Annotated in this window: 22 protein-coding genes; 10 read left to right on the top strand and 12 right to left on the bottom strand. The window is 68.1% G+C overall.

Going from position 1 to position 22425, the window contains the following annotated elements; translation table 11 throughout:
* Window positions 1–194: 194 nt before the first annotated feature.
* Complete coding sequence (locus JNW91_RS00460; RefSeq protein WP_238423975.1) at window positions 195–1250, bottom strand: hypothetical protein; 1056 nt, start codon at window positions 1248–1250, stop codon at window positions 195–197.
* A gap of 798 nt (window positions 1251–2048) precedes the next feature.
* Here JNW91_RS00460 and JNW91_RS00455 point away from each other — a divergent pair.
* From JNW91_RS00455 to JNW91_RS00430, 6 genes are all read left to right on the top strand, one after another.
* Complete coding sequence (locus JNW91_RS00455; RefSeq protein WP_203172950.1) at window positions 2049–3464, top strand: glycoside hydrolase family 3 protein; 1416 nt, start codon at window positions 2049–2051, stop codon at window positions 3462–3464.
* Window positions 3461–4513, top strand: coding sequence for an Ldh family oxidoreductase (locus JNW91_RS00450; RefSeq protein WP_203172949.1), 1053 nt, complete (start codon window positions 3461–3463; stop codon window positions 4511–4513). The genes JNW91_RS00455 and JNW91_RS00450 overlap by 4 nt, the downstream gene beginning before the upstream one ends.
* Window positions 4510–6114, top strand: a complete 1605-nt coding sequence (locus tag JNW91_RS00445) for a hypothetical protein (protein WP_203172948.1) — start codon at window positions 4510–4512, stop codon at window positions 6112–6114. The genes JNW91_RS00450 and JNW91_RS00445 overlap by 4 nt, the downstream gene beginning before the upstream one ends.
* Window positions 6111–8240 (top strand): glycosyltransferase, encoded by a 2130-nt coding sequence (locus JNW91_RS00440; RefSeq protein WP_203172947.1) that lies wholly within the window; start codon window positions 6111–6113, stop codon window positions 8238–8240. Before JNW91_RS00445 ends, JNW91_RS00440 begins: the two co-directional genes overlap by 4 nt.
* 167 nt (window positions 8241–8407) lie before the next feature.
* Entirely contained in the window at window positions 8408–9073 is a 666-nt protein-coding gene (locus JNW91_RS00435) for a sugar phosphate nucleotidyltransferase (protein ID WP_203172946.1), read from the top strand.
* On the top strand, window positions 9052–9252 hold the full coding sequence (locus tag JNW91_RS00430) for a hypothetical protein (RefSeq protein WP_203172945.1): 201 nt from the start codon (window positions 9052–9054) through the stop codon (window positions 9250–9252). The genes JNW91_RS00435 and JNW91_RS00430 overlap by 22 nt, the downstream gene beginning before the upstream one ends.
* On the opposite strand, the gene JNW91_RS00425 is transcribed toward JNW91_RS00430, so the two are convergent.
* Window positions 9253–9795 (bottom strand): AAA family ATPase, encoded by a 543-nt coding sequence (locus JNW91_RS00425; protein ID WP_203172944.1) that lies wholly within the window; start codon window positions 9793–9795, stop codon window positions 9253–9255.
* Between the two features lie 156 nt (window positions 9796–9951).
* On the bottom strand, window positions 9952–10914 hold the full coding sequence (locus tag JNW91_RS00420; RefSeq protein WP_203172943.1) for a DUF5954 family protein: 963 nt from the start codon (window positions 10912–10914) through the stop codon (window positions 9952–9954).
* Between the two features lie 271 nt (window positions 10915–11185).
* Here JNW91_RS00420 and JNW91_RS00415 point away from each other — a divergent pair, with 271 nt between their 5' ends.
* Window positions 11186–11920, top strand: a complete 735-nt coding sequence (locus JNW91_RS00415; RefSeq protein WP_203172942.1) for an HAD family hydrolase — start codon at window positions 11186–11188, stop codon at window positions 11918–11920.
* Here JNW91_RS00415 and JNW91_RS00410 read toward each other — a convergent pair.
* Window positions 11917–13185: a helix-turn-helix domain-containing protein gene (locus JNW91_RS00410; RefSeq protein ID WP_203172941.1), complete on the bottom strand. Its 1269-nt coding sequence runs from the start codon at window positions 13183–13185 to the stop codon at window positions 11917–11919. The genes JNW91_RS00415 and JNW91_RS00410 overlap by 4 nt on opposite strands.
* A gap of 190 nt (window positions 13186–13375) precedes the next feature.
* Here JNW91_RS00410 and JNW91_RS00405 point away from each other — a divergent pair, with 190 nt between their 5' ends.
* Window positions 13376–13963 carry a class IV adenylate cyclase gene (locus JNW91_RS00405; RefSeq protein ID WP_203172940.1) on the top strand — a complete coding sequence of 196 codons (588 nt, stop codon included), beginning with the start codon at window positions 13376–13378 and terminating at the stop codon, window positions 13961–13963.
* A gap of 147 nt (window positions 13964–14110) precedes the next feature.
* On the opposite strand, the gene JNW91_RS00400 is transcribed toward JNW91_RS00405, so the two are convergent.
* Entirely contained in the window at window positions 14111–14569 is a 459-nt protein-coding gene (locus JNW91_RS00400) for a PPC domain-containing DNA-binding protein (RefSeq protein ID WP_203172939.1), read from the bottom strand.
* A gap of 93 nt (window positions 14570–14662) precedes the next feature.
* On the opposite strand from JNW91_RS00400, the gene JNW91_RS00395 reads away from it, so the two are divergent.
* Window positions 14663–15373, top strand: a complete 711-nt coding sequence (locus tag JNW91_RS00395; RefSeq protein WP_309244157.1) for a creatininase family protein — start codon at window positions 14663–14665, stop codon at window positions 15371–15373.
* A 230-nt stretch (window positions 15374–15603) separates the two neighbouring features.
* Here the strand turns inward: JNW91_RS00395 and JNW91_RS00390 are convergent, their stop codons facing one another.
* Genes JNW91_RS00390 through JNW91_RS00360 form a run of 6 tightly spaced genes read right to left on the bottom strand, consistent with a single transcriptional unit; the run spans window position 15604 to window position 21113 of the window.
* Window positions 15604–16989 (bottom strand): helix-turn-helix domain-containing protein, encoded by a 1386-nt coding sequence (locus JNW91_RS00390; protein ID WP_203172937.1) that lies wholly within the window; start codon window positions 16987–16989, stop codon window positions 15604–15606.
* A 47-nt stretch (window positions 16990–17036) separates the two neighbouring features.
* Window positions 17037–17939 carry an endonuclease/exonuclease/phosphatase family protein gene (locus JNW91_RS00385; protein WP_203172936.1) on the bottom strand — a complete coding sequence of 301 codons (903 nt, stop codon included), beginning with the start codon at window positions 17937–17939 and terminating at the stop codon, window positions 17037–17039.
* A gap of 15 nt (window positions 17940–17954) precedes the next feature.
* Window positions 17955–18554 carry a dTMP kinase gene (gene tmk, locus JNW91_RS00380; protein WP_309244156.1) on the bottom strand — a complete coding sequence of 200 codons (600 nt, stop codon included), beginning with the start codon at window positions 18552–18554 and terminating at the stop codon, window positions 17955–17957.
* Window positions 18551–19654: a radical SAM protein gene (locus tag JNW91_RS31560; protein WP_309244155.1), complete on the bottom strand. Its 1104-nt coding sequence runs from the start codon at window positions 19652–19654 to the stop codon at window positions 18551–18553. The genes tmk and JNW91_RS31560 overlap by 4 nt, the downstream gene beginning before the upstream one ends.
* Complete coding sequence (locus JNW91_RS00365) at window positions 19651–20628, bottom strand: phosphotransferase (RefSeq protein WP_203173041.1); 978 nt, start codon at window positions 20626–20628, stop codon at window positions 19651–19653. The genes JNW91_RS31560 and JNW91_RS00365 overlap by 4 nt, the downstream gene beginning before the upstream one ends.
* Window positions 20625–21113 carry a metal-dependent phosphohydrolase gene (locus JNW91_RS00360; RefSeq protein ID WP_238423974.1) on the bottom strand — a complete coding sequence of 163 codons (489 nt, stop codon included), beginning with the start codon at window positions 21111–21113 and terminating at the stop codon, window positions 20625–20627. Before JNW91_RS00360 ends, JNW91_RS00365 begins: the two co-directional genes overlap by 4 nt.
* A gap of 135 nt (window positions 21114–21248) precedes the next feature.
* On the opposite strand from JNW91_RS00360, the gene JNW91_RS00355 reads away from it, so the two are divergent.
* On the top strand, window positions 21249–21695 hold the full coding sequence (locus tag JNW91_RS00355) for a hypothetical protein (protein ID WP_203172934.1): 447 nt from the start codon (window positions 21249–21251) through the stop codon (window positions 21693–21695).
* On the opposite strand, the gene JNW91_RS00350 is transcribed toward JNW91_RS00355, so the two are convergent.
* The gene (locus JNW91_RS00350) at window positions 21685–22290 is read right to left on the bottom strand and encodes a hypothetical protein (protein WP_203172933.1); all 606 of its coding nucleotides are present in this window, start codon (window positions 22288–22290) and stop codon (window positions 21685–21687) included. The two genes, JNW91_RS00355 and JNW91_RS00350, sit on opposite strands and share 11 nt — an antisense overlap.
* Window positions 22291–22425 lie beyond the last annotated feature (135 nt).

Raw genomic sequence — 22425 nt, 5'->3', positions numbered from 1 at the left:
CTCTAAGAAGTGCGCTCGGGCGACCACCTACAACGGAGTCGAATCGTGGGCCTGCGGACATTCGCTCGGCCAAGGAGACGTGCGGCGGGCTTCTTACGCCATGCCAAGCAGCGGGCGAACGTGAGCACACCGGGCTCGGTGAGTGTCCACCGGTGATGCCGCAGGCAGGAGACATGCGCGACCTTCCAAAGTGATCACCGTGCGGGTGATGTCCGCGGCAACTCACGAAGTTCGCGGAGGATGTCGCGGACCGCTGGCGAGCGCGGTGCGGCGGGGGCGAGTTCGTCGTGCAGTCGGTGTAACAGTGCGACGCTGCGCACGGAGCTGACGGCGGGTAGGCGACCAAGGGCGAGGCGGGCGGTGCTGACCGCGAGGTCGAGGTCACCGGCGGCGTGGTGGGCGAGGCTGAGCCAGGCGCCGTGGCGTAGTGCGGAGCGTTGCGGGGAGTCGGTGGGACTGGTGTGCGCGCGGGCGTGGAGCAGCCGCTCAGCTTGGCGAAGGAGTCCGGGCCGTTGAATCGGGACCTGCTCTGCCAGTACGACGAGGCCTCGGCCGGTGATCGCGTCCAGTTCGACTCGGTCGATGTACGACGCCCATGAGGGCAGCGGGGCGTCGGGGGCGGCGTCGAGGACCGCGAGGGTGTTCTCGCGCATGTGGAAGAAGCTGGTGAGGTCGCCGGCGACGGCGTGGGCGAGGCTGCTGCGGGCGGCTACCAGTGAGCGGACGGCGGGCAGGGTATTTGCCGCTGATTCTTGGGCTGCTGAGGCGAGTTGCAGGGCGTCGAGGGCGTGGCCTCGGTCGGCGGCTTGGTTGGACATGAGGGCCAAGATGCTGGCGGCGAGGCCGGGATCGCGAGCGGCGTGCGCGGCGCGGAGAGCGGTGAGGTACCAGCGTTGGGCGAGGCCGTCCTCGTTGGCATCGAACGCCATGAACCCCGCGGTCTGGGCGAGTTGCGCTAGTGCGGCGGCAAGGCGGCGGCCTGCCTCCGCGTTGTAGGACGCGCGGCGCAGGAGCCGGGCTACGGCGGTGAACTGGTCACTGACGAATCCACGGGCGGCGCCGCCCTGGTGGTCGTCGAGCTTCTGTGCGTGGGCGACGACAGTGTCGATCATATCGAGTAGCGGTGGGGTGACCGGTCCGCCGTTTCCGGCGGCCGCGATCAGGTCTGGATATGGCTGGTGCAGCGCGGTCCAGGCGTGGGCGGTGAGCGCGGCGCCGGTGACAGCGATGACGGTGCGACGGGTCGGCACGGGTCCTCCTACGAGGCTGAGCAGTCCGTTGCTGTCCCAGGGTAGGTCCATTGCGTGGTTCGCCGGCAGCGCTGGATGCGGACGCGGGGCGGTTACCCCCCAGACGTCCTCGAACATCAGGTCGCTTCTGAGCTTGGTGGAAAGTACCTCAACGACGAGTTCGGGTATGTCACCGTGCGGCACCGCGCCGTCTGAGAGCCATTTGTAGGGGGTCTTGGGGTGGACTCGGCGGGTGCTGCCGCGGGCCACCAGAGCCGAGTTAATTCGTCGGGCGAGGGCCTCGGGCCCCCATTGCGCCTCTCGGAGCAGGCCGGCCAGACGTCGGTTGGCGCGGGAGGTTGTGGGTTCGGCCTCCACGGTGGGATCCCCTTCCGGGTGCGAGTAGTGCAGCCGCGGGCCTGACAGTAGCGGCCACGGTCAGTGGCGGGGAGCGAAGCGCACCATCCGCACCAGGTTCCGAGCGAGCGGCACCGATGGCACTGCTTCGATGCCTGCCCCAGGCGCTCGGAACCGACAAAGGTCGATGTGTGGGCAGGGCCAGGGCATCGGTTGTCACTCCGGCCGTCCTGCAGTTGATGCCCATCAGTCGACCTGCGGTCGCAAGGGAGAGCTGTCATGCCACGTCTGTTTCCCGGCCAGCCGGTAGGAGTCGATCCCGTCCTTAGCGCTGACTTTGATCTGCTGGTGCGCCCCGGCCGGATGTCCCTACCGCCCGACGATCGCGCTCAGTCACTGCACGAGCAGGCCGCTAGTGAGCCGGGCCGAATCAGTAAAGCCATCGTCGCAGGCCCGGCCCGGTTGAGCCAGGCCACCCGGACGGCGAGCGAGAACTCGGTCGGTTGGCCGCCGCTGCTGCTGAGCGTGAATCAGGAGGGCGGCCGGCTGAACGCGCTGGACTGGCCAGGCGTGGCCCAGTTGCCGGGAAACCTGGCGCTCGGGGCAGCAGGGGACGAGGACCTGGCCGAGCTCGCTGGGGCGACGATCGGTGAGCAGCTGCGCGCGGTGGGGTTGACCTGGAATTTGGCGCCGGTGTGCGACACCACGGGGTGGCCGGCGACTGCTGCGGTTGGCGCTCGCGCCTTCGGCTCCGATCCTGAACGGGTTGCGCTGTTGGCGGCAGCGTACGTACGCGGATTGCAGAGGGCCGGCGTCGCGGCGACCGCCAAGCACTTTCCCGGTCTGGGCGGGGTTGGCGGGGACCCGCACCACGTCGCGCCGGTGGTCGACCGACTCGGTCCAGGTGCGCTGCTGCCGTTTCGAGCGGCGATCGACGCGCAGGTGGCGTGCGTGATGGTCGGCAGCCACACCGTGCTCGCCGTAGACAACAAGCCGGCGTTCGCATCGCCGCGCGTGCTGGATCTGTTGCGCGACAAGCTGGGCTTCGGCGGTGTGGTGGTGAGCGAGAACCTGTCGATTCCTGCGGTGCACGAGCCGCTCGGCGGTCCGGCCCGCGCGGCGGTCGCCGCGGTGGCCGCCGGGGTGGACATCGTGATGCTGGACTCGGAGGTTTCCCGGGGGCACAGCTCAGCGGCGGCACGGACGGCGGCGGTTCGGCGTCGCACAGAGGTGGTGCAGGCGCTGGCGACGGCGGTCGAGCAGGGCGTGATCGACCGCCAGCGCATCAGCGAGGCCGTGGACCGTGTGCAGGCACTGCACCGGCGATACGGGCTGACGCCCAGCTCGCTCCGACCGGACTGGCCGTCGGCGAACGCGGCGGCCTGGCGTGCGGCGGAACGGATTGCTGACCGTTCGGTGGCGGTGGTGCGCGGAGACCGGGTCCTTCCGCTGGACGTGCCGCCCGGCAAGGTGCTGGCCTTGGTGCGGGTGCCTGACGAGGGGCAGCGGCGGGCCGACAGTGCCCGCTTAACGCCGGACTATCTGCCCACGCTGTTAGCCGCGCGTCACCGCGTGGTGCAGGTGCCGGTCGGCGCCCCAGTGCCGACAGCCGGCCCCGTGATCCTGTACGGCTACGACACCCGCACCACAACGGCGGGTCCGAGTAGAGCTGTCCAGGAAGCCGCTCGGCTCCTTGAGCGCGGGCGGATGGTCGTTCAGGTCACATTCGGAGACGTGGACGACCTGGCCAGTTCGCCCGCGCCGGTGTTGGTGGCCGCGTTCAGCCCGCACTGGGCGTCCGTCGCGACGGTGGCCCGAATCCTGCTCGGCGACGGCCGCGCCCACGGTGTCGTACCCGTCTCCGGTGCGTCATGGTGACCAGGATTCCGGCCGGCCAGCTCGCCAAATTCCTGCAGTGCCTCTACGAGGCAGCCGGGATGACCCGAGCCGGGACGCGAGTGATGGCCGATACCCACGTGGAGGCCGACCTTCGTGGCATCCCCGGCCACGGCAGCCGATTGGCCCCCGGCTACCTGGACAAGCTGCGAACCGGGCACCTGAACCCGCGTCCCCTGATTCGCACCGTGCAGGACGAGGAAGCCGTCATGGTCGTGGACGCCGACCTGGCCCCGGGGCCGGTAGCCGCCCGCCTGGCGGTCGCCGCCGCGATGCTCCGTGCGCGGCGCTGCGGCATCGCCGCCGTGACCGTTCGTCGGGCCGGTCATGTCGGCGCGCTCGGCATTCCCGCTGAGCAGCTGGCCCGGCGCGGCCTGGTGGGCGTGGCCGCCGTGCAGGCGTCGGCACGCAGCGTGGCCCTGCACGGAGGCACTAGCACTCCAGTCCTGGGCAGCAGCGCACTGGCGGTCGCCGTTCCAGGTCCGGACCAGCAGCGCCCCGTGCTGGTGGACCTGGCAGCCGCCGCGATGTCCTGGGGCCACCTGCACCACCTGGCCCGCAACGGCCAGACGTTGCCCAACGGGGTTGCCCTCGACGCGAGCGGGCATCGAGTCCGCGATCCAAACCTCGCTGCGGCGCTGCTGCCCGTGGGCGAGCGCGGCCAAGCCTTGGCGATCGTCCTGGAACTGCTGGTCGGCGCGCTGACCGGGAGCACCCCCTTGCCGGCAGGAGACGACGGCCGCGGGCTGCTGGTTGTTGCGGTCGACCCTCGCCGCCTCGCCGTCGCCCAGTCGCTGGCGACCGGCGTTGCCGCCGTCGCTCGAGCGGTGCGCGAGCAGGGTGCCCGGATGCCCGGGGATCGCGCTTGGTCCCAGCGCGACCGGGCCCGCCAGGACGGCATCGCCCTCGACGCCGACGATCTCGCTGCGCTTATCGAGGCCGGCCGTCACCTGAACGTCCGTGCACCACACGGATGGATCCAACCCGAACCCCTCGACGCCACCGCCGGATCACAGAAGGAGCAGATGTGAGCAGTCCGACCAGCACACCGACCCTCAGCGGCCCACCGACCGTCGACCAACCGGCCGCCGAACCACCGGCCCTCTGCAGCGGTGCGGCCCGATCCGAGGTCGCCCGCCACCTGCAAGCCGTCCTCGACCTATCCGACCCCTACCCGGTCGTGAACGCGGCGCGCGAACTCGCCGCCGGGGCGCTGGAGCGTGCCCTGGCTGACGTCATTGCGGGCCGGCTGCTGCACGAGCCCACCGGCCGCCGCATCCCGCTGCAGGAACTACCCGCCCGCACGATCGCTGCGCTCACCCGCACCCACCACCTCGACGCTGACCAGAGCGACACCCTGGGATTCGCGCTGCGCTGCGCCTTCGCGTGGCCTGGCGTCGTCGGTACCCCGGACGCCCCGTACGCGCTCAAGTCGGTGCTGCCGGCCGGATTCGCGCCGATCGCCACGGTCGAGCAGATCGCCGCGAGCCAGGCAACTGCCGGCCCCGACGGGTTGAACACCACCTACATGATCTCGCAGATGAAGGGCGGCATGTCCGCCGACTTCGGCATCGGCTGCCCCCTGATGTGCGCCTACTGCTACCGGCGCGAAGGCGACACCGTCGACGGCTACCTCGGCTCCTGGGAGCCGACCGGGTTCCTCGAACCGGAGGACGTCGTCGCGCGGCTGCTGTCGCACCCGTGGTTCACCCCGCACCACACGCCCATCGGCCTGCACATGTCCACCTCCGAGGCGTTCCTGCCGAAGCTGTGGCCGCGAACCTGGCGCGCGTTGCAGCTGCTCGACGAGCTCGGTCTGACCAACCGCGTTTCGTGCATCACGAAGTACACCCTCTCCGATGAGCAGATCGACTGCCTGGAATCCCTCGTCCACGTCGACCTCGACATCAACGTCTGCTACGCCGCCATGCCCGAGTCGATCGAGCCGCCCAACCGTGGGCGCCGCCTGCGGTTCCTACGCCGCATCCTGCACTCCGACAAAATCAACGTCCTGGCGTACTACCGGCCGATCGCCGAAGGACTCAACACCACCGACGCCCACCTACGTCACGTCTGGCAAACCTTCAAGGACGCCGACGCCCGCACCGTCGTTCTCGGCGGGCTGAAGTTCGCCGACGACCACGTCCACTCCTTCATGTCCTACGGACTGCCCCTGCCGGCAGGCTCCTTCACCCCCGGCAAGAAGCTGCTCACCGCCGGCACCGAAGCGCGGATCATGGCCGCCTTCGACGAGGTGTACGCCGACGTCGCCCCAAACTGGCGCCCCGCAGTCCTGAAACGATCCTCGTGCGGCCGAGCAGTGGAACGCGGCAGCCACATCCCCGACTACAACGGCCACTACGACCAGCCCACCACCAACTGCCGCCTGCGCTGCCCCGCCGCCCAGCATGAGGTGTGCGCGGCAGCACAGCCGCCGGACGAGGAAACAGTCCGGCACCTCCTGGCACGCATCGGCAAGCCCGACGCCCGGGTGGACATCACCGGCACCACCGTCGTCGTGCACGCCGAGCTGAGCCAGTTCGAACGAACGTTCCTGCGCCAGAACCTGCTCTTCCCGGTGCACACCGCCCGGCAGGCCGCCGAGCTCGTCGCCGCAAGGATCACCCGATGACCGCCCCAGCACGTCCCGCGCCTAAGCGAATCTTCCTACCCCTGGCCGAGTCCCCGCTCCTGAACCACCGCCACGACGAGGACGTCGACCTCGCCGTGCTCCTTGCCACGACCGCCGACCCGGACCCGGCCACCGTGCGAGCGCTACTGTCGATCACCGCCATGCCGGCCGCCGACCGGATCGCCCGCGCGCTCGACGAACGAACGGACCTGCCCATCACCTCACTCGCGCTGCTCGTGGCGCACCGGCCCGACGCCAAGCAGGCGACCAGTGCCCTCAGGGGCAGACTCTTCCCCGACGGCACCTCACCCGGCGCGTGTCATCGATTCACCCGCACCATGGCGACCCTTGTCCATCAGCCGGCATTGGTCGACGACTCGTACCTCGCCAGCGAACGATTCCGCGCATCCGCCGCCGCAGCGGACCCGGCGGTACTGGGACAGCTACTGGCTCCGATCCTGGACACGGGCGCCCTGACCGGTCCAGCCCAGAGCGGGCTGCTCGCGCTGCTCGACGCCCGCGCCAGCCGCGTCCCGACGGCTCACATCGACCTGGCGGGCGCGACCGCTTTCGACCGCGCCCGCCATCAGCAGGTGCGCGCCGCGCTTCTCGCACGGCGCGAACAGACGATCCGCGACCTCGCCGACCACACCGCCGGACTGACGCTGGCCGCCGAGCTGTGGTACTCCGCTCTCACCGCCGCCGTCGACACCCCCACCCAAGCCAGCGAGGCTCTCGCCTTGGCCGAGCATGCCGCCGACATCCTCGCCGCGGGGGAAGAACCGACCTGCGCCTGGCCCGCCGCCCGCCATCGCTGGCAGCAGGTCACCACCGCCGTAAGCGCCGCGGAAGCCCAACCGGGCGGCTGGGAGCAGGCGTGGCAGGCAGCCGAGTTCACCGAGGACGGCGCACGCTGGGACGATACCCAGCGTGCCCTCGTGGCTGGCTACGACCTCCTCGCCGAGCACGTTCGCAGCACCTGGGAGTCAGCAGACGCGCCACCTACTCCCAACCAGTGCTGGGCCGCCGACCCCACCGGCCGCGCGTTGCTGCACCTGGTCGCCGACCACCTCACCGGCCATCAGACTCACAGTCCGCTGCCGCACTACAGCGATGAACTCCTCATCGCCTTCGTGCGTGGCCTCGCCAAGAACCGCCGCGACGCCGTCCCCGCGGATTTGCACCTGCACGGCCTGATCGCCGCCATCAAGGCTGCCCGGTCCAAAGCTGCCCTCCTGACCCGCCCCGCCTCCACCGACCTCGGCATCGTCGTGCCGATGCGCGCCGAGACGCACCATCTCACCCCCGAAAGCGGCGACGACGCGCTCACCGTCAAGGTCGCCCAACTGGGCTGGCTCCTGCAAGCCTGTCCTGACGCCCACGCCGACCTTCTCCTGGTCGACGAAAGCACTGACGGCGCCTCGGCCCGCGCCGCCCGAGCGATCGACGTCGACCATCCGCAGATCCGCGTGACTGTCGCCCAACGCCCCGACGACACCAGCGCCAAAGGTGGTGCCGTGCTCTGGGGCCTGACTGAGCTCGCCGGCGCCGGCCGCACCATCCTCGCCTACACCGACCTCGACCTCACCTACCCACTAGAGCAACTCGGTCTCCACGTTGCCGCCTTCGACCAACCCGGCGTCGGCGCCGTCATCGGCTCCCGCCGCCGCCCCGACTCCCACGGCTACTACCCGCCAACCGGCCCGACCCCCACCACCTGGCTCTACCAACGAGCCGTTCGGGACCTCCTGCAACTCGATGCCACCGACCCGCAGGCCGGCTTCAAAGCCTTCCCGGCCACCGCACTGCGCACCGCATTGCCCCTCACCGCCGACCACAGCTTGGCGTTCGACACCGACCTGCTCGCCGCCATCGCACGCAGCGGACACACCGTGGCCGAGGTCGGCGTCGCCACCCTCTACCAGTACGTCGAAGGCCACCGGAGCGCCCCGCACGACTACGACACCATGCTCAACGGCGTCCACCGGCAGGCCCTGCGCCACGGCCTCGACCCCGACACACGTCGGACCCCGACGTGGGACCGCATCCGCCGGGCCGGCTCCCTGGCCGCAGCCGCCGTCGAACCCACGACCACCACCATGCTCAAGGTGCCCACCTCACGCTGACGAATCATCGCGGGCCGCCGGCATCGAAGCGCCGGCGGCCCGCACCTGTGCGCGCCTTGGCCATGTGCGCCGAATCGGACTAGTGCGATGCGTAAACTGCACAGATCCGCCCGGTTCACTGTCAATACACGCTGACGGCCGGTGCAACCCAACCGAAAGGTAAGCGCGTGAGGGCCGTCATCGCTGTCGCCGGCATGGGCAGCCGCTTCTTCCCCATCGGCAAAACCATCAACAAGTGCATGCTGCCGATTTTCAACCAACCAGTCGTCGCCTACGCAGTCGCTGACTGCGTCGCCGCAGGCGCCCGCGAGATCGCGATCGTCACCGCCCCCGGCGAGATCGGCCGCCAGGTGCGTCATTACTTCACCGAAGACCACGACCTGAAGGACTACTTCGCCGCACGCGGCTGGCAGGACAAGTACGCGTCCCTCGCGGACCTTCACAGTCAAGCCGACTTCACGTTCCTTGAACAACCTCGCGACGACCGGTACGGCACCGCGCTGCCCGCGATCGTCGCCGCTGACTTCATCGCCGGCGACGATTTCCTCCTGGTCGCCGGCGACGACCTCCTGCTCCGCAACGACGGCGGGTCGGACCTGGCCGACCTCGCCACTGCCCGGGCCGCCGCCGGAGTACCGGCGCGCTCGCCGCCGCCACGGTGCCCGGTGCCGAGGCCCACCGCTACGGCATCCTCCACCCGCGAGCAGCCGGAGGTCACCAGCTACTCGATCAGCTGCTGGAAAAGCCAGACGACTACGGCGAGCCGACCGCCTACGTCAACATCAGCCGCACTCTGCTACCCGCCGACGCCGTGGCCTACTTCCAGAAGCTGACCCCGGCCCCCAACGGCGAGTACCAGGCCACCGACGCCGTCATTGCCTTCGCCCGCGACAACGACGTACTGATCCACCCGGTCACCGGCGAGTACCACGACTGCGGCAACCCCACTGGCTGGTTGGCGGCCAACAACGCCGCAGCCCAAGCGATCGTGGCCTCTGGGCCGCACGCCTGATCACCGTTCAGCCAACCGCGCCAACACCTGCGATGCCAACTCTGCCACCGGCAGCTCACCATCTAGCACCACCGTGTCAGCCGGCAACAAACCGACAGCCGCAGCGCAGCGGGCCACCTGCTCCAGCCGCCACGTACGCACCTGCCCATCACGAGCCGGGTCATCCGGCCAGATCGACTGCGCCTCAATTCGAGCTTGGAGGACGCGGAAGGGCACGTCGATGAAGAAGTGGTCGACGCCCACGCTGTGGGCGCGCAGCCGACCGAAAATTTCCTCAAGATACGACGGCACCACCACGGTCATCGGCACCACGAGAGTGCGTCCGTACTCCTCCAGTAGTGCTATCGCCGTATCCGCCACGCTACGACGCCACACCCGCAGATCCTGGAAGTCGCCGCTCGGGGGCAGCGGCACGATCTCGCGGACCATGAACCCCGGCAACTCCGCATCGAATATCAACAGCCGAGGATCCTCCGCAGTCAACTTCTCCGACAGAGTCGTCTTCCCCGCGCCGAACGCACCGTTGATCCAAATCACCCGCATGTACCGCTCCTCACGCCCCGATGGTGCACGACTAAAGAGCCCGGTGAAGAGCACCCCGCTGTCCGGCGTCCGCCGAGCAGTCTCCGTGAGGCGCTCGGGGGCCTGGGCTGAGGGTGGCGGCCGGTTGGATGGTTGTCCGGGCCCGATGGTCTTGCCCTAGCTCGTCTTAGCGCTGGCGGCCCGCCCTGGTGGCTGGTCTGGGTCGGGGTCCGATGGTCGGGGCATTTCCGGGCCGCTGGCACCCATACGCAGCAGGGTCTCGATGCGGGTGACCCGGAAGTGACGCCCGAGCGCGGTGACGTCGTCTACGGGATTGGTGTCGAGGGCGTCGGCGGTTTGTTGGTAGGCGGCTGCCTGGGCGTCGGTCAGCCTCAGTAGGCGCGGTTCGATGTGGCGCAGGCCGAAGGCGATCTCGTCGCGGGCCAGCTGCGGTGAGGCCACCGCGCGGCTGTAGGGCCGCCACGACCCGCCGACGGATTCGGCGGCGGCGTAGCGGGTCGGCAGGATGACCCCGACCGGATGGGAGGCCACGGCGGCGACGCTCTCGGCGTATACGTTGGCGGGCACCTCAGCCCGGGGGTAGTGCGCGGTCGTCAGCTCTACCCGCAGCATTGCCTCACTCAGGCCGGTCGCCCCGTCTGGGTCGATGACGATCTCTGGGGCGAGGAAGCTGTCGTTGTCCTCGGCGTCTCGGGGGTCGCGATCGGTAGGTCGGGGCGGTTCAGGCCCATCCGGGCCGAACCGGGCGAACGTGTCCACCCGCACGACGCGATGCACTCGGTCGGTGATCACCACCTCGTTTACCTTCCCCCGGTCTAGGACGCCGAGCGCGGTGGTCAACTCCGCAGCCAACGAGGGGTCAGTGGTCTCGTCGAGCTGCTCCATGAGGTGGTGCGCAAGGTCGTCCCGCGCGGCCTGCGGCGTGTCTGACGCAAGGGCATATACCTGCCACCGCCCGCCATCTGCCTCCACAGCGTGGCCGAACAGTGGGGCGCCTATGCGGATCTTCGGGTAGGCCGCCGTTCGCCGTGCCGCGTCGTCCTCGGTGACCGCGCCGACTGGGTCGGCGGGCTGCTGCACCCGTAGGATTACCGGCGGCTGAATTTCGTCGGCACTCATGCCACGGATTGTGCGACGGCTCGATGGCCCGTGTCACGAGGGCGCGCCATCACCGCGGTGGCGTCATCGGCGCCGGTCGCCTCCGCTCAGGCTTACGGCGTTCTTCGTATCCCGGTCGAGCGTCGTCCTGCCGGTCGGATTCGACAATCCGCTGACAACCAGTTGCTAGCAGTAACTCCAGCTCGATCCGGTGTCTGGCCGTCCTCGCCCGGCCGCGAAGCTGGCGATGCTGGACCGGTTTGGCTGCCCGTGCGCGTGCGACGATGCTTCTATGAACCACAGCAGCGCTGGCTTAGTCATCTGGGACGTTGACGGGACACTCATCCCGGCGGACTTGCGCTGGTTGAGGCGTGCGATCGCTCGTGCGTACGGCATCGCGCAATCCGAGGTTGTCTTTCCTGACAAGAAGGTGCATGGGTATACGGACGAGTCGATCGCCGTCGACGCGGCAATAGCCTCGGGCGTGGACCCGTCAGCTGCAGAGGCAGGCATATCCGCCTTCCGTCAGGCCATCGCCGCGGTCATGCAAGAGGGTCGGCAGGAGTTGGCTGAGGTCCAGCCGCCGTATCCAGGTGCCGCAGCGAGCATCGCAGAGTTGCACGACCTTGGTTTCATGCAGACCGTGCTGACCGGCAACCTGCGTTCGGCCGCTGACGTGAAGCTGCACGTGGCGGGCTTGGGTGAGTTTCTTGATCTTCGCATCGGCGGGTTCGGATCGGACGCTCGAGATCGCTTTCAGCTCCCGGCGGTGGTGGCTGAGCGCTACTCCGCGATTTTCGGTTTCCCGCTGGATCCTGATCGAGTGATTGTCATCGGGGATGCGCCCAACGATATCGCTTGCGCACGTCACGCCGGCTTTCGCGTTGCTGTGGTCGCTCACCGGCTTGCGCTTCAAGAGCTGGCGTCCTACGAACCTGACCTGGTACTCGACAGTCTCGACCCGAAGATGGTGGTGGCCGCCGTCCGTTCGCTGTTGGGCTCGGAAGGGTCGCCGGCTCCCCGTTAGGCAACCATCTGCTCCTCAAGTTCGAGGACGACCGGCTCAGCGCGCCATCTGGCCAGCCGCTCTCTAGCTCGTTGAGCTCGGGCGATGCCTCGTTGGTTGCCGCCGGCCTTTAGCCGATTGTAAGTGTTACCGAGCAGGGCACAGGATTGTTCCAGCTCGCCGGTCTCGGCGTAGGCGCTCGCGAGGTCCACTGCTGCTGCGAGGGCGACGTTGATGTTCGCGGCGTCGTGTTCAAGCGTTTGCACAGCACTTTCGAGCGCCTCCACGGCCTGGTCGGGCTGGCCGAGGAGAAAATGGCATGTGCCCGCGTAGACGTCGAGGCGGGCGTTGCTCCAGTCGCTGTAGAGGCCGACACAGTCAGCCGGTGACAGCTCGTTGATCGCTGCTTCTGCTCGCCCTAGGGCGGCGGTAGCCTCGCGCGGAAGCCGCAGGGCGGCATAGGTTTGGGCCTGTTCGGCGGCTATGCGAGCTCGTGCGGCGGGGCTGAGATCTGTGGACGCCTGGTCGGCCTCGTCGAGCAGCCGCAGGCCGATCATGACGTCACCATCGGCTTTGATCAGTGTGGCGGCCTCTGAATGGAGGTTGCTCTCGAAGATTCGCGCGGTCGCGCTGATTCTGCGGTCGCCGAGTCTGTCGCCTAGCTGGCGGGCGTAGGCGCAGTGGGCGAGTGCGAGAGCACGATTGCCCTGTGCGCTCCACAGCCTGCTGGCGACGACAGAGGCCTCGGCGAGCATGGCTCCAATATCGGCATGGATCGGTGCACGGCGGGCCTTGCGATAGAGCGTCGACAGGCATTCACGGTGTGCCTCGATCAGCCCCAGGAGCGCGTCGGGTGACACAGCCTGGCGTTGCTGCGCAAGCATGCTGGTCAGAGTAGAAAAACTGTTCCACTCGCCCACCAGGTAGTCGCCGCCCGGCCTGCTGGCAAACGTCTGAAGAGCCGCGGAGGCCGGCAGCCCCGGAGTAACCTCAAGCGGCTGAGGTGCAGGCATGCCGCTCGACACCTGCCGGGCGCTCATGTGCCGGATTCGATCGTATTCTCGGGCCAGGCTGCCGCCGGTGCGCAGGATCTCATCGCTTCGGGACCAGAAGTTCCGCCCCACTCGCTGACGTCCGGTTTCCACGTTCGCGATCGTGCTTCGTCCGTAGTTGGCGAGAGGCGCAAACGCCTCCTGTGTGTAACTGGCGGCTTTGCGGCTGCGGGCGAGCATTCGGCCAAGAGCGAGCCATGCCGCGGCGATTTCTTGAGGTGGAACGTTCGGCATCAGCGGCTCCGGATGGATACGACGAATGTCCGCGCGAGGTGAGACGCGGTGGCGTGAGGGCACTGTAGCCGCGGACTTGCCGTCCGTCCGGCGTCAGCGGCTGGTTCCAACATTCTTCCGACAAAATTCCGACATCACCTCGCGGCGTCTCGAACCCGCGTGACCTGCGATCCTCGTATGCTCGCTGCTCGTGACCCGTGCGCTAGCCAATAATGATCATGAGGTTGAAGCCAAGTACCGCGTCAGCGACCTGCATGAGTTGATCAAAGCGCTCGCTCAGCGTCAGGTGGTGTTGACGGAGCCGTCCGTTCAGGACGACCAGGCGTACGCGCCAGCCGGCTGGTCGTACGGGATGTCGAAGATCGGTGTTCCGTTTGCGCGTCTGCGTACGCAAAAGGGTCGCCATCTGTTCACCGTGAAGAAGCCGATCGACAACGAGATGGCATGTCTGGAGCACGACTGCGTCGTCCACGACCGTGACGCGATGCACGCTGCTCTCGACACGATGGGTTGGGTGCCAACCGTGCGAATCGTCAAGCAGCGCCGAACCGGCGAGTGGGACGGCGCGACGGTGTGCGTAGACGTAGTCGACGGCCTCGGCGCGTTCGTCGAAGTGGAACGTCTGGTCAGCTCCCAAGACTCGGGTGAGCAGGTGCAGGACGGGCTCGACGCGATGATTCGTTCATTGGGCGTGCCGGTGCTCCGGGTCGTGGAAACCTACGACACGTTAATCTGGAACCTGGAGAGCGCCGCCGCCGGGATGTCGGCCCCGGTCTGAGGTGCTCGAATCTACGCCAGATGCCGTCGCGGCGCTGTACCTGGCCGCCAGGGTGGATCTGCTGATGACACCGGTCAGCTTGAACTGCCTCGCCGTTGATCAGGTACCCCGACTAGCTCTTCGCGACGCCGCCGCGCTCGATCTCGTTCAAGGGAACTCCAGGAGTGGCACTTCGTAGAAGTCGGGTTGGCGAACGCGTCGCATCGGCGGCTCGGCGATCTCTACGATGATCATTTCGGTGAGGAACTGAACGGTCGCGGCAAGCAGGTGGCTGGTGTGGGCGGTGGCGCTGTGCGCTTTCAAGCCGACGGTGAGGTGGATGTGCGGCTGGATGGTGTCGGTGTCGGGGTCGTAGGCGAGGGTGCCGCCGCCGAGGGCCTCGATGTTGGTCACCTGGACCTTGGTCCACACGGGGGCCTCGGGGTTATCGACGCGTTCGCAGGTGCCGACGATGTCCGCGGTGGCGAGGCCCGCGATGAACGTGGGGATGTAGCCCTGGCGGATGTCATGGGTGCGGCAGGTGCGGTCGAGGGCGTCGTAGAAGTCCTCCCCGTGGTCGAACACGGCGACGATCGTGCGGCCGGGGGAGACTTGACGGCTCCGCAATTGAGGCTCCTTCGAGTTCGGCCGTCGAGGGCTTCGGGAGTGATCGCTGCGACGCGTGGACGAGGCCGCGTTCGGTCGTGGCAGGCTGTCCGGGTGGCCTTTCTGCTTCCGATCGCGACCTCTGGTGACGAGCGTGTCCGTGCTGCGCGGACGGCGGTGTTGCCGGTGGGCAGCTTTGAGCAGCACGGCGAGTTCATGCCCTTGATCACGGACACGGTCGTTGCGTGTCTGGTGGCTGGGCGCGTTGCTGAGGACTATCCGGTGTTCTTGCTGCCGCCGCTGACGATTTCGTGTTCGCACGAGCATGCGGGTTTCGCCGGGACGGTGAGTATCAGTGCCCGCACGTTGCTCGCAGTGATCGAGGATGTCGACGAGTCCCTGAGGGCGTCGGGCGTGGATAACTTGGTGATTGTAAACGGGCACGGCGGGAACTACAGCCTTCGCAACGCTGTTCAGGAGGCCACCACGGTCCGGCGGCGGATGGCGTTGTTCCCCGCCGCGGAGGACTGGAACACCGCGCGGGTCGAGGCGGGGTGTGAGACCACCTCTCACGAGGACATGCATGGTGGGGAGCTTGAGGTCTCCCTCCTGCTGCACGGGGCACCGCAGCTGCTCCGCGAGGGATACCAGGCGGCTGATCATTTGGCGGACGACCGGCCTGATCTGCTGACGGTTGGGATGCGCGCGTACACGTCGTCCGGGATCATTGGGCGGCCGTCGTTGGGCAGCGCGGACAAGGGTGCGGCGGTGCTCAACAGTCTGTCTCGGTCGTTCGCTCGAGTGCATGAACTGCTCGAAGGGTGAAGCCGTCGTTGACGCGCCGCCCTGGCTCACGTCATCTACGCGTGGTAGGCGATGCGCCGCTCGTAGATCTGCAGGATGGACTGGGCTAACGCTCCTTGAGTGTGCGGTGGCGCTGGGCCGCGATGGTGTTGGTAGCGAACGGTAGGCGCTAACCGTGTTGTTCGAAGCTGCCGATGGAAGGTTCGCTCGGCGGCGGGTGTCGTCGGCCGCCGTGGCGGTCGTCCAGAGGTTCACGGGCCTAACCTGCCGCTTATCTGTGTGGCGAGAGCGTACCGGGCACGGAAGACGTGAACGGCGGGATCGGATCGATAACCGGCGAGTTCGGCGTCTACCCGGCGCAGCGCCTGCGTGAGGCGGATGGATCCGGTCTCGGTGGCCAGGTTGAGGACCTTCTCGGCTTGCTCGGCGGCCTCCTCGATGCGGCTGAGCAGCGCGTACGCCGTCGCCAGCCAGGTCCGTGTCATTCCTTCGTCTTGGCGATAGGTGCTAGGCCAGTGACGAAGTATCTCTTCGAGGATTCCGGCGGCGCGGCCGGGCTTGCCGAGAAGCAGGTGACACTGGCCCACATGGGCGGTGACGTAGGCGGGACCGCAGTGCTGCCCGATGACTTCCGGATCGTCATGGTCCTCAGCGATGGCCGCCAGTTGCTGCGCCGTTCGTAGCGCGGTCCAGCACTCTGCGGCCTTTCCGGCCAGGGCGTTGGCCTGGGCCTGACGGACGGCGCAGAGTGCGCGGTCACGGGCTGCGAGGTTTGGGCTACTTGCTGATGCCTGCGCAAGGGTCAAAGCTCTGGGTACGTTGTGGCGCTCCGCAGCGCGTTGAGCCTGACGCATGAGGACGTAGCAGGCCATCCGGTCGTCGCCTGCGTCACGGGCGAGCGACAGGGAGCGGCGAAGCCAGTAGCTGGCGTCTTGACCATCGCCGAGATTGTCGGCCGTCCAACTCGCGAACTCAGCCCAACGGGCTTCGACCCGCTGCAGCTCCCGGAGCGTTTGCCCTTCAGCGCTGGTGCCATGGCGGTGGATGATTGCCAGCTCTCCACGGGCAACGTCGTGGATTCGCCTTGGGCCGAAAGCGTCATGGGAGGCGGCAAGAATTCGCAGCATGCCCATCCAGTGCGGCACCAGGGCGGGACTGACGGAACCTGATGGCTCACTCGACAGCGGAGTGGCTCGATTCTTATCAGGATGGACCTTCTGCCAGGGATCGTCGCCGAACTCGGCAAGGTCAGGAACAAACGACATCAACCCCATCCTCGCAGAGTCCGACTCACGATCTGTCGCGCTTTCGTCGTGGTTTGGCTCCGCTTGCGCCAGTCCTGGGGCGAAAGGTGCAGCAGCGCGCAGTGCTGACGCACGACGCTGCTGGCGAGCGTGGACGATGATGGTGTCGTACGCCTTGACCAAGGCACCTTCCGCGTCAAGAATCGCATCGCAACGCATCCAGAAAGCGCGGTCGGGCTGCTGACGACCGGTCTCAGTGTTTGCTACGGAACTCCGCCCGTACTGGATGAGCCCAGCGAACCCATGCTGTGTATGTCCTGCAGCGATGCGCAGCTTCGCCAGCGTTCGCCCGAGGTCCCGCCAGGCGCTCCTAATCTCGTCGCTGTCGACCATGGCTGCTTCTCCTGCCGGCGGACGCTGCGGTAGCGGTGGGCTAGACTCTAGCTGCCCTCAGTGACGAATGTGTCCTGCCATCCGGCGCATATTTGACAGGGCTTCACCGTTACGGCCGTCGAGCCTTCGAAATGGCTAGCGGCAAGAACGGGCCGCCGAAGAAGCGTGGGCCTTCCGAGTGCCGGCACCGTGCTCACCGCGGCATCCAGCATGTCGATGTCGATGCTGTGCGCGGCGTGATCGGTGAGGCCGGCGAGGCGAGGTTGGTGCAGGTAGGCGGCGGCTGCCAGATGGGGCAGTAGCCCAGGGCCGGCGTGGAGGTAGTCGAAGCGGTATCCGTTGCCGGCTCGGCCGATCCAGCTGTGTGCCTGCAACTCGGGGTGCAGGGTCCGGTGGACGTCGGTGAGCTTGAGTGCGGTGAGGGCGTCGAGGAATTCGTACTCGAAGGGTCGGAAGCCGGGGTAGCGGGGTTGGTGGTCGCGGCTGATGACGTTGTAGTCCCCGCCGACGACGAGGTGTGCGCGGTCGGCGGCGGATAGCTGGGTCAGGGCGTCGGTGACGGTGGTGAGGAAGGCTCGTTTCTTGGCGAGTTTGGCGGGTGCCCGGTCGCTGGAGGGGACGTAGAGGCCGAGGATTGTGACGTCGGGGTGGGTGTCGAGGGTGACGGCGGGGGCGCGGCCGGGCAGGCTGATTCCGGCGGTAAGGTCTGGGGCGGGCCGGGTCGGGATGCGGCTGGCGATAGCGCAGCTGCGGTCGCCGTCGATTGAGGGCTGGTGGGTGACGAATATCCCGGCCGCGCGAAGGCCGGTCAGTAGGTGCCGGGTGCCGGGTCCGTTGCTGGTTTCGGTCAGGATGATCACGTGGTCGTCGCGCTGGAGCAGCCAGGTCAGCAGGTTCTGCGCGCGTGCGAGCGCCGCGGCTTGCACGTTGATCGTCAGGATGGAAAGCACAGGGAGCCTCGTTGGTCAGGGGCCGTCGGCGGGTAGCAGGCCGAGGATAGTGTCCACGATCCGCTCGGGGGTGAGTCCGTGGCAGACGACGATGTGTTGGCGCCACTGCTGCCGGTGCAGGTGGGTGGCGGCCTCGCGGTAGAGGGCGAGTTCCTTCTCGGGTGAGCCGGCGAGCTCCAGCCTGGTCAGGTTTGGCCGGGCCGCCAGGCGGGTGCGGATGACCTCCGGGTGGTCTTCGAGGTAGACGACGGTGGCGGGCAGGACGTAGCGGTTGTAGGACCAGATCTCGCCGAGGTCCAGCCCGTCGATGCGTTGCAGCACTAACGAGGAGGCGACGTACCGGTCAGTGACGACGTGCAGTCCGTCGTCAAGGCGGGGGATGATCTCTGTTTCGACGTGCGCGGCGCGGTCGGCGGCCAGGGCGAGGGCCAGGGCCTTGCCGTGCAGGAAGGATTCCTGCCTGCGCAGGAGTTGGCCTAGGGGTGTGCGGGTGGGCTCGCCGGTCAGGTGGACCCCGGCCGATCCCAGTTCGGCGAGACGGTCGGCCAGGAGGCGGGCAATAGTGCTTTTGCCGACTCCGTTGGGCCCTTCGACGGCGATGAACAGACTGCTCACCCCTTCGACGGGGACAGCGGCAGCAAGCTGCGGCCGTTGGGTGCCGTGATGGGGCACTGCTCGGTGTCGACGTCGCCGATGCGGCCACCGGCGGCGACGACCGCGGCCGGGCAGCCCTTGCCGCACTGCCCGGCTATGTCGCAGGAGCCGCAGGTCGGGTTGGCACCGAGTTGGTAGCGGGTGTGGAAGTCGTAGGCGTCGAGGCTGGGGGCGGCCTCCCCGTCAAGGATGTTGCCAGTCAGGAACTCGGTGTCGCGGTGCGCTGAGGCGGGTGTGCGGGCGGCGAAGACCAGGTAGGGGCAGACGGCGACCTGCCCGTCGACGAAGACGTAGATCAGCTTGCCGGCGTCGCAGCCACCCAGTGGCAGGCTGTCGTTGGGGAAGCGGATGCGTACGAGATCGAGCTGGTCAGCGAAACGGTCGGTCACCGCCCGGATCGCGTCCATGGCAGCTGCGGGTGCGGCGAGCTTGCCGCGGCTCTTCACTCCCCGGCCGAAGGAGGAGAGCGGGTTCATCAGCACGTATTCGGCGCCGACATCGACGGCGAACGCGCACAGATCGGCGAACTCTTCCGGCGTGGTCAGCGCGTTGGGCGTGGACAGCAGGCCCTTGAGTAAGCCGGCGTCGGCGAACTTGCGGGTGGTCGCGACGGTGGTCTCGAACGACGACCGGTCGCCGCGGAACTTGCCGTGGCTATCGGACCGAAATCCGTCGAAGGACACGTTGATGTGGACGTTGCCGATGGCGGCCAGGGCGTCGATGTCGACGTCGCGGGTCAGCGTCGCGTTGGTGCAGAGGCCCACCGGCAGTCCTCGGTCGGCTACTGCCTGGCACATGGCGATCAGGTCGGGGTGCACGAAGGGCTCGCCCCCGGTGAGCGTGAGGCGTTCGACGCGGGCGTCGAGCAGCCGTGGCAGCACGCGGGTGGTGAAGTCGACCCGGGACAGGTCGGACCCGGCTGCGGTCGAGGAGACGAAGCAGTGGGCGCAGTGCAGGTTGCAGCGTTCGGTGATTTGCACCAACGCCTTGCGCCCGTCGCCTCCGACGGAGGTGCGGAAGTAGCAGGACGAGGCGTGGGTGTCGACGATGAGGCGCTTCACGAGGATCTTCCTGTAGTAAATGATGAGCGGCTGGCGCTGATGGGCGGTGCTCCGAGCAGTTCCGCAGCGCCGTGGAGTTGCCGGAGGACGACTTGGGTGTGGCACCGATCGGTGGGAGCTTGGTAATGGCCAGCGGCGGCGGTAGTGAGCAGCCAGCAGGCTGCCCACACCCGGTGCCAGCCCAGCGCCCATCGGGCAGCGGGAAGCCCGCCCCGGTCGGCTTCAGCGTCTGGATGGCCGCCCGCGGCGACGTAGGCGTGGATGAGTTTGGTGAGGAGTCGGGGTTCGGTGGGTGTGCGGGTGCCGAACCAGGTGGCCAGGTCGAGTAGGCCCGGCCCGTTGAACGCCTTGGCCCAGTCGACGACGCGGCAGCCGGTGCGGCTGACGTGCAGCGACGTGCGGTGGAATTCGCCGTGACACAGCCCGAACGGTGGTCGCTCGGCACCGTCGGCTCTGTGTCGTGCGGTGGCAGCGAGTCGCTGTAGCACCGCTTCGATCCCTTCCGCGTCGTGGGAGAGACGCCCTTGCCGACGAAGCTCGTCTAACGCGTCGAGTCCATGCTCTGGTAGCCCTGCCAAGCTCGCTTCGTCGAAGGTCGGGAGGTTGGGGATGCCGGCAGTTGCATGGACCCACCGGGCCGCGGCGGCCGCCTCTGCGAACGTCGCGGTCCGGCTCGGCTCGCCCAGGTCCTCCATCAGCATGCCCAGCCCGTCAGGGCGCAGGGTGTAGCCGTTCATTAGCGGGACTGGGGCTTGCTGGTTGTTGAGCGCGCGAAGGACGGTCGCTTCGCCGGTGAACGGTGCGGTGGCGATCTTGCAGATCAAGCTGCTGCCATCGGGAAAGAGCCAGCGTTCGACGGAGGACAACTCCCATGCCTGAATGATTTGTCGCTGCGTCGGTACTCGTCGTGATGCGGCGAGCAGGTCGCCTCGTAGCTGCGTGCAGAGCTGCTCGTCGAGCGTGCCGCTGCTCACCGCGCACCCACTCGCTGCGGATAAGCGGTGGCGCGCTCGAGCGGCGTGAGGGCGGCGTCGAGGTGCGCCGACATGCTGGCTGGCAGCCGAGGATGTGCGGCGCGTTGGAAGCCCCGGAAGTGCGGCAGTAGCCCGCATAGCACCGGGCGCCGGTCAAAGAAGGCCGGTACATTGCCGGTGCTCTGGGCCCGGCGAAGCAGCGAGGTCAGGGCGACAATCTTGTCGGCGGTGGAGGCGAGTAGCACCGGTTGGTCGTCGACGCGGATGGGCGGGTCGGGTTCGTCCAGGGCGCGGTGTTCGGCCTGAAGAGCGGCGATGATCCCGGCGACCTCGGTCCCGTAGCCAACGGCGAGGGTCTGGTAGACGTCCCGCTCTGTCGGGGCGAATTCCGGTGCGTCGTGTAGGAGCGCAGCGACGATGACGTCCTGTGCTGGGGCGGGGACGTGTTGGCCGATGGTCACTGCGACGCGCAGCGCGTGGACCAAGGCTGGTCGGTCGTCGATGGTGTGTCCCGCGCACCAGGTTCGAGCGTCTCGGAGGGCGCGGTCGATGGCGGCGGGGCGGGGAGGCGATAAGACCGTCATACCCTGATACCTCCAGATTGCCGTACGATCGGCGGCATGTCGGGGCCCCTTCCGCAGTGGTGTGAACAGACCTGCGTGGTGTGTCCGGCTCAGCAGCTCGGGCCGGGCCAGTTCGATGTGATCGACCGGCCGGGACCCGAATTCGCGTACCGACCTGACCTGGGATGGCGGGCGACCGCGGACGGTGTCGCCGTTTGCGTTCATCCGTTCCGGGTGGGCCTTCCCGTCGGCCGGTACGCCTCGGACGGGGAACTGGTCCCTGATCAGGCGCCCCGACCGGCGCCGACGGCGGCGGCGCTGGAGTTGCCCGCCGACGTGGTCGATCTGGATGGTTGGCTCGTAGCCGTTTTGCGGCAGGCACCCGCCGAAGGAATTTTCGCCGCTGTTGCCCGCGCCGAGCGGCTGGCCGCCGAACGGTTCGGAGCGAAGGAAGCGGTGACGGCCCTGCGGCGGGTGCTGTCGGTGGAGTTGGCTAACCGCTGACCCCGGCGGCGAGCGGCTCGTTCCGGTCGAAGTCGAAGTCGTGGCTGCGTCCATCCCGGCCGAGACCGGCGGCCTGGTAGCGCTCGTTGAGCAGGCCGAGACGTCGATTCACCTCGGCCGAGTCGAGCCAGTACCGCAGTGGTTGCTCTCCCCACCCGGCGGCGGCGTAGTAGGCGTCGGTGATGCCGCCGCGGGTGTAGGTGAACTCCTCCAGCTCCGTGGCGTGGGGAAAGGTGACGCCCAGGTCGCTCTGCAGGCGCGTCATCAGTGTGAACTGGGCCAGCACGGCGTGGATCATCTCGTCCACCGGCGCCGGCACCAGCAGTTCGGCGGCGTGCTCGTCGCCGCCGGAGAGCTCGAACACGGCAGCTTTGAGCGCTAGGACGCGCAGCGCTTCGTCCAACAGCGGAGCGGCGTCGCGCTCCAGAGACCAACGGCTGATAGCCGGGTAGCCGGCGAACGTGGCCCAGCAGGTGGAGTACCTCATCGACGAGCTCTGCAGTCGGCCGTAGGCCGGGTGCGCCTGCATCTTGTCGACGATCTCGGCGGCCCGACGGCCAACCTCTGCGACCTCCGGCATGGATGAACTGGTCATGGTGCATGCCCTCCCAAGCGGTCGTGGACACGACGGACCGTCGCGCCGCCAGGCGGCTGCGGCCCCTCACCGCCTGCTCAGTCGACGCGGACGGTGACTCAAACATCAAAAGTCGTCGTCGACCGTGTCGATAAG

The sequence above is a fragment of the Micromonospora parastrephiae genome, assembly GCF_016802865.1.
GTDB classification, from domain to species: domain Bacteria; phylum Actinomycetota; class Actinomycetes; order Mycobacteriales; family Micromonosporaceae; genus Micromonospora; species Micromonospora parastrephiae.
This window is presented reverse-complemented; position numbering and strand designations above follow the sequence as displayed.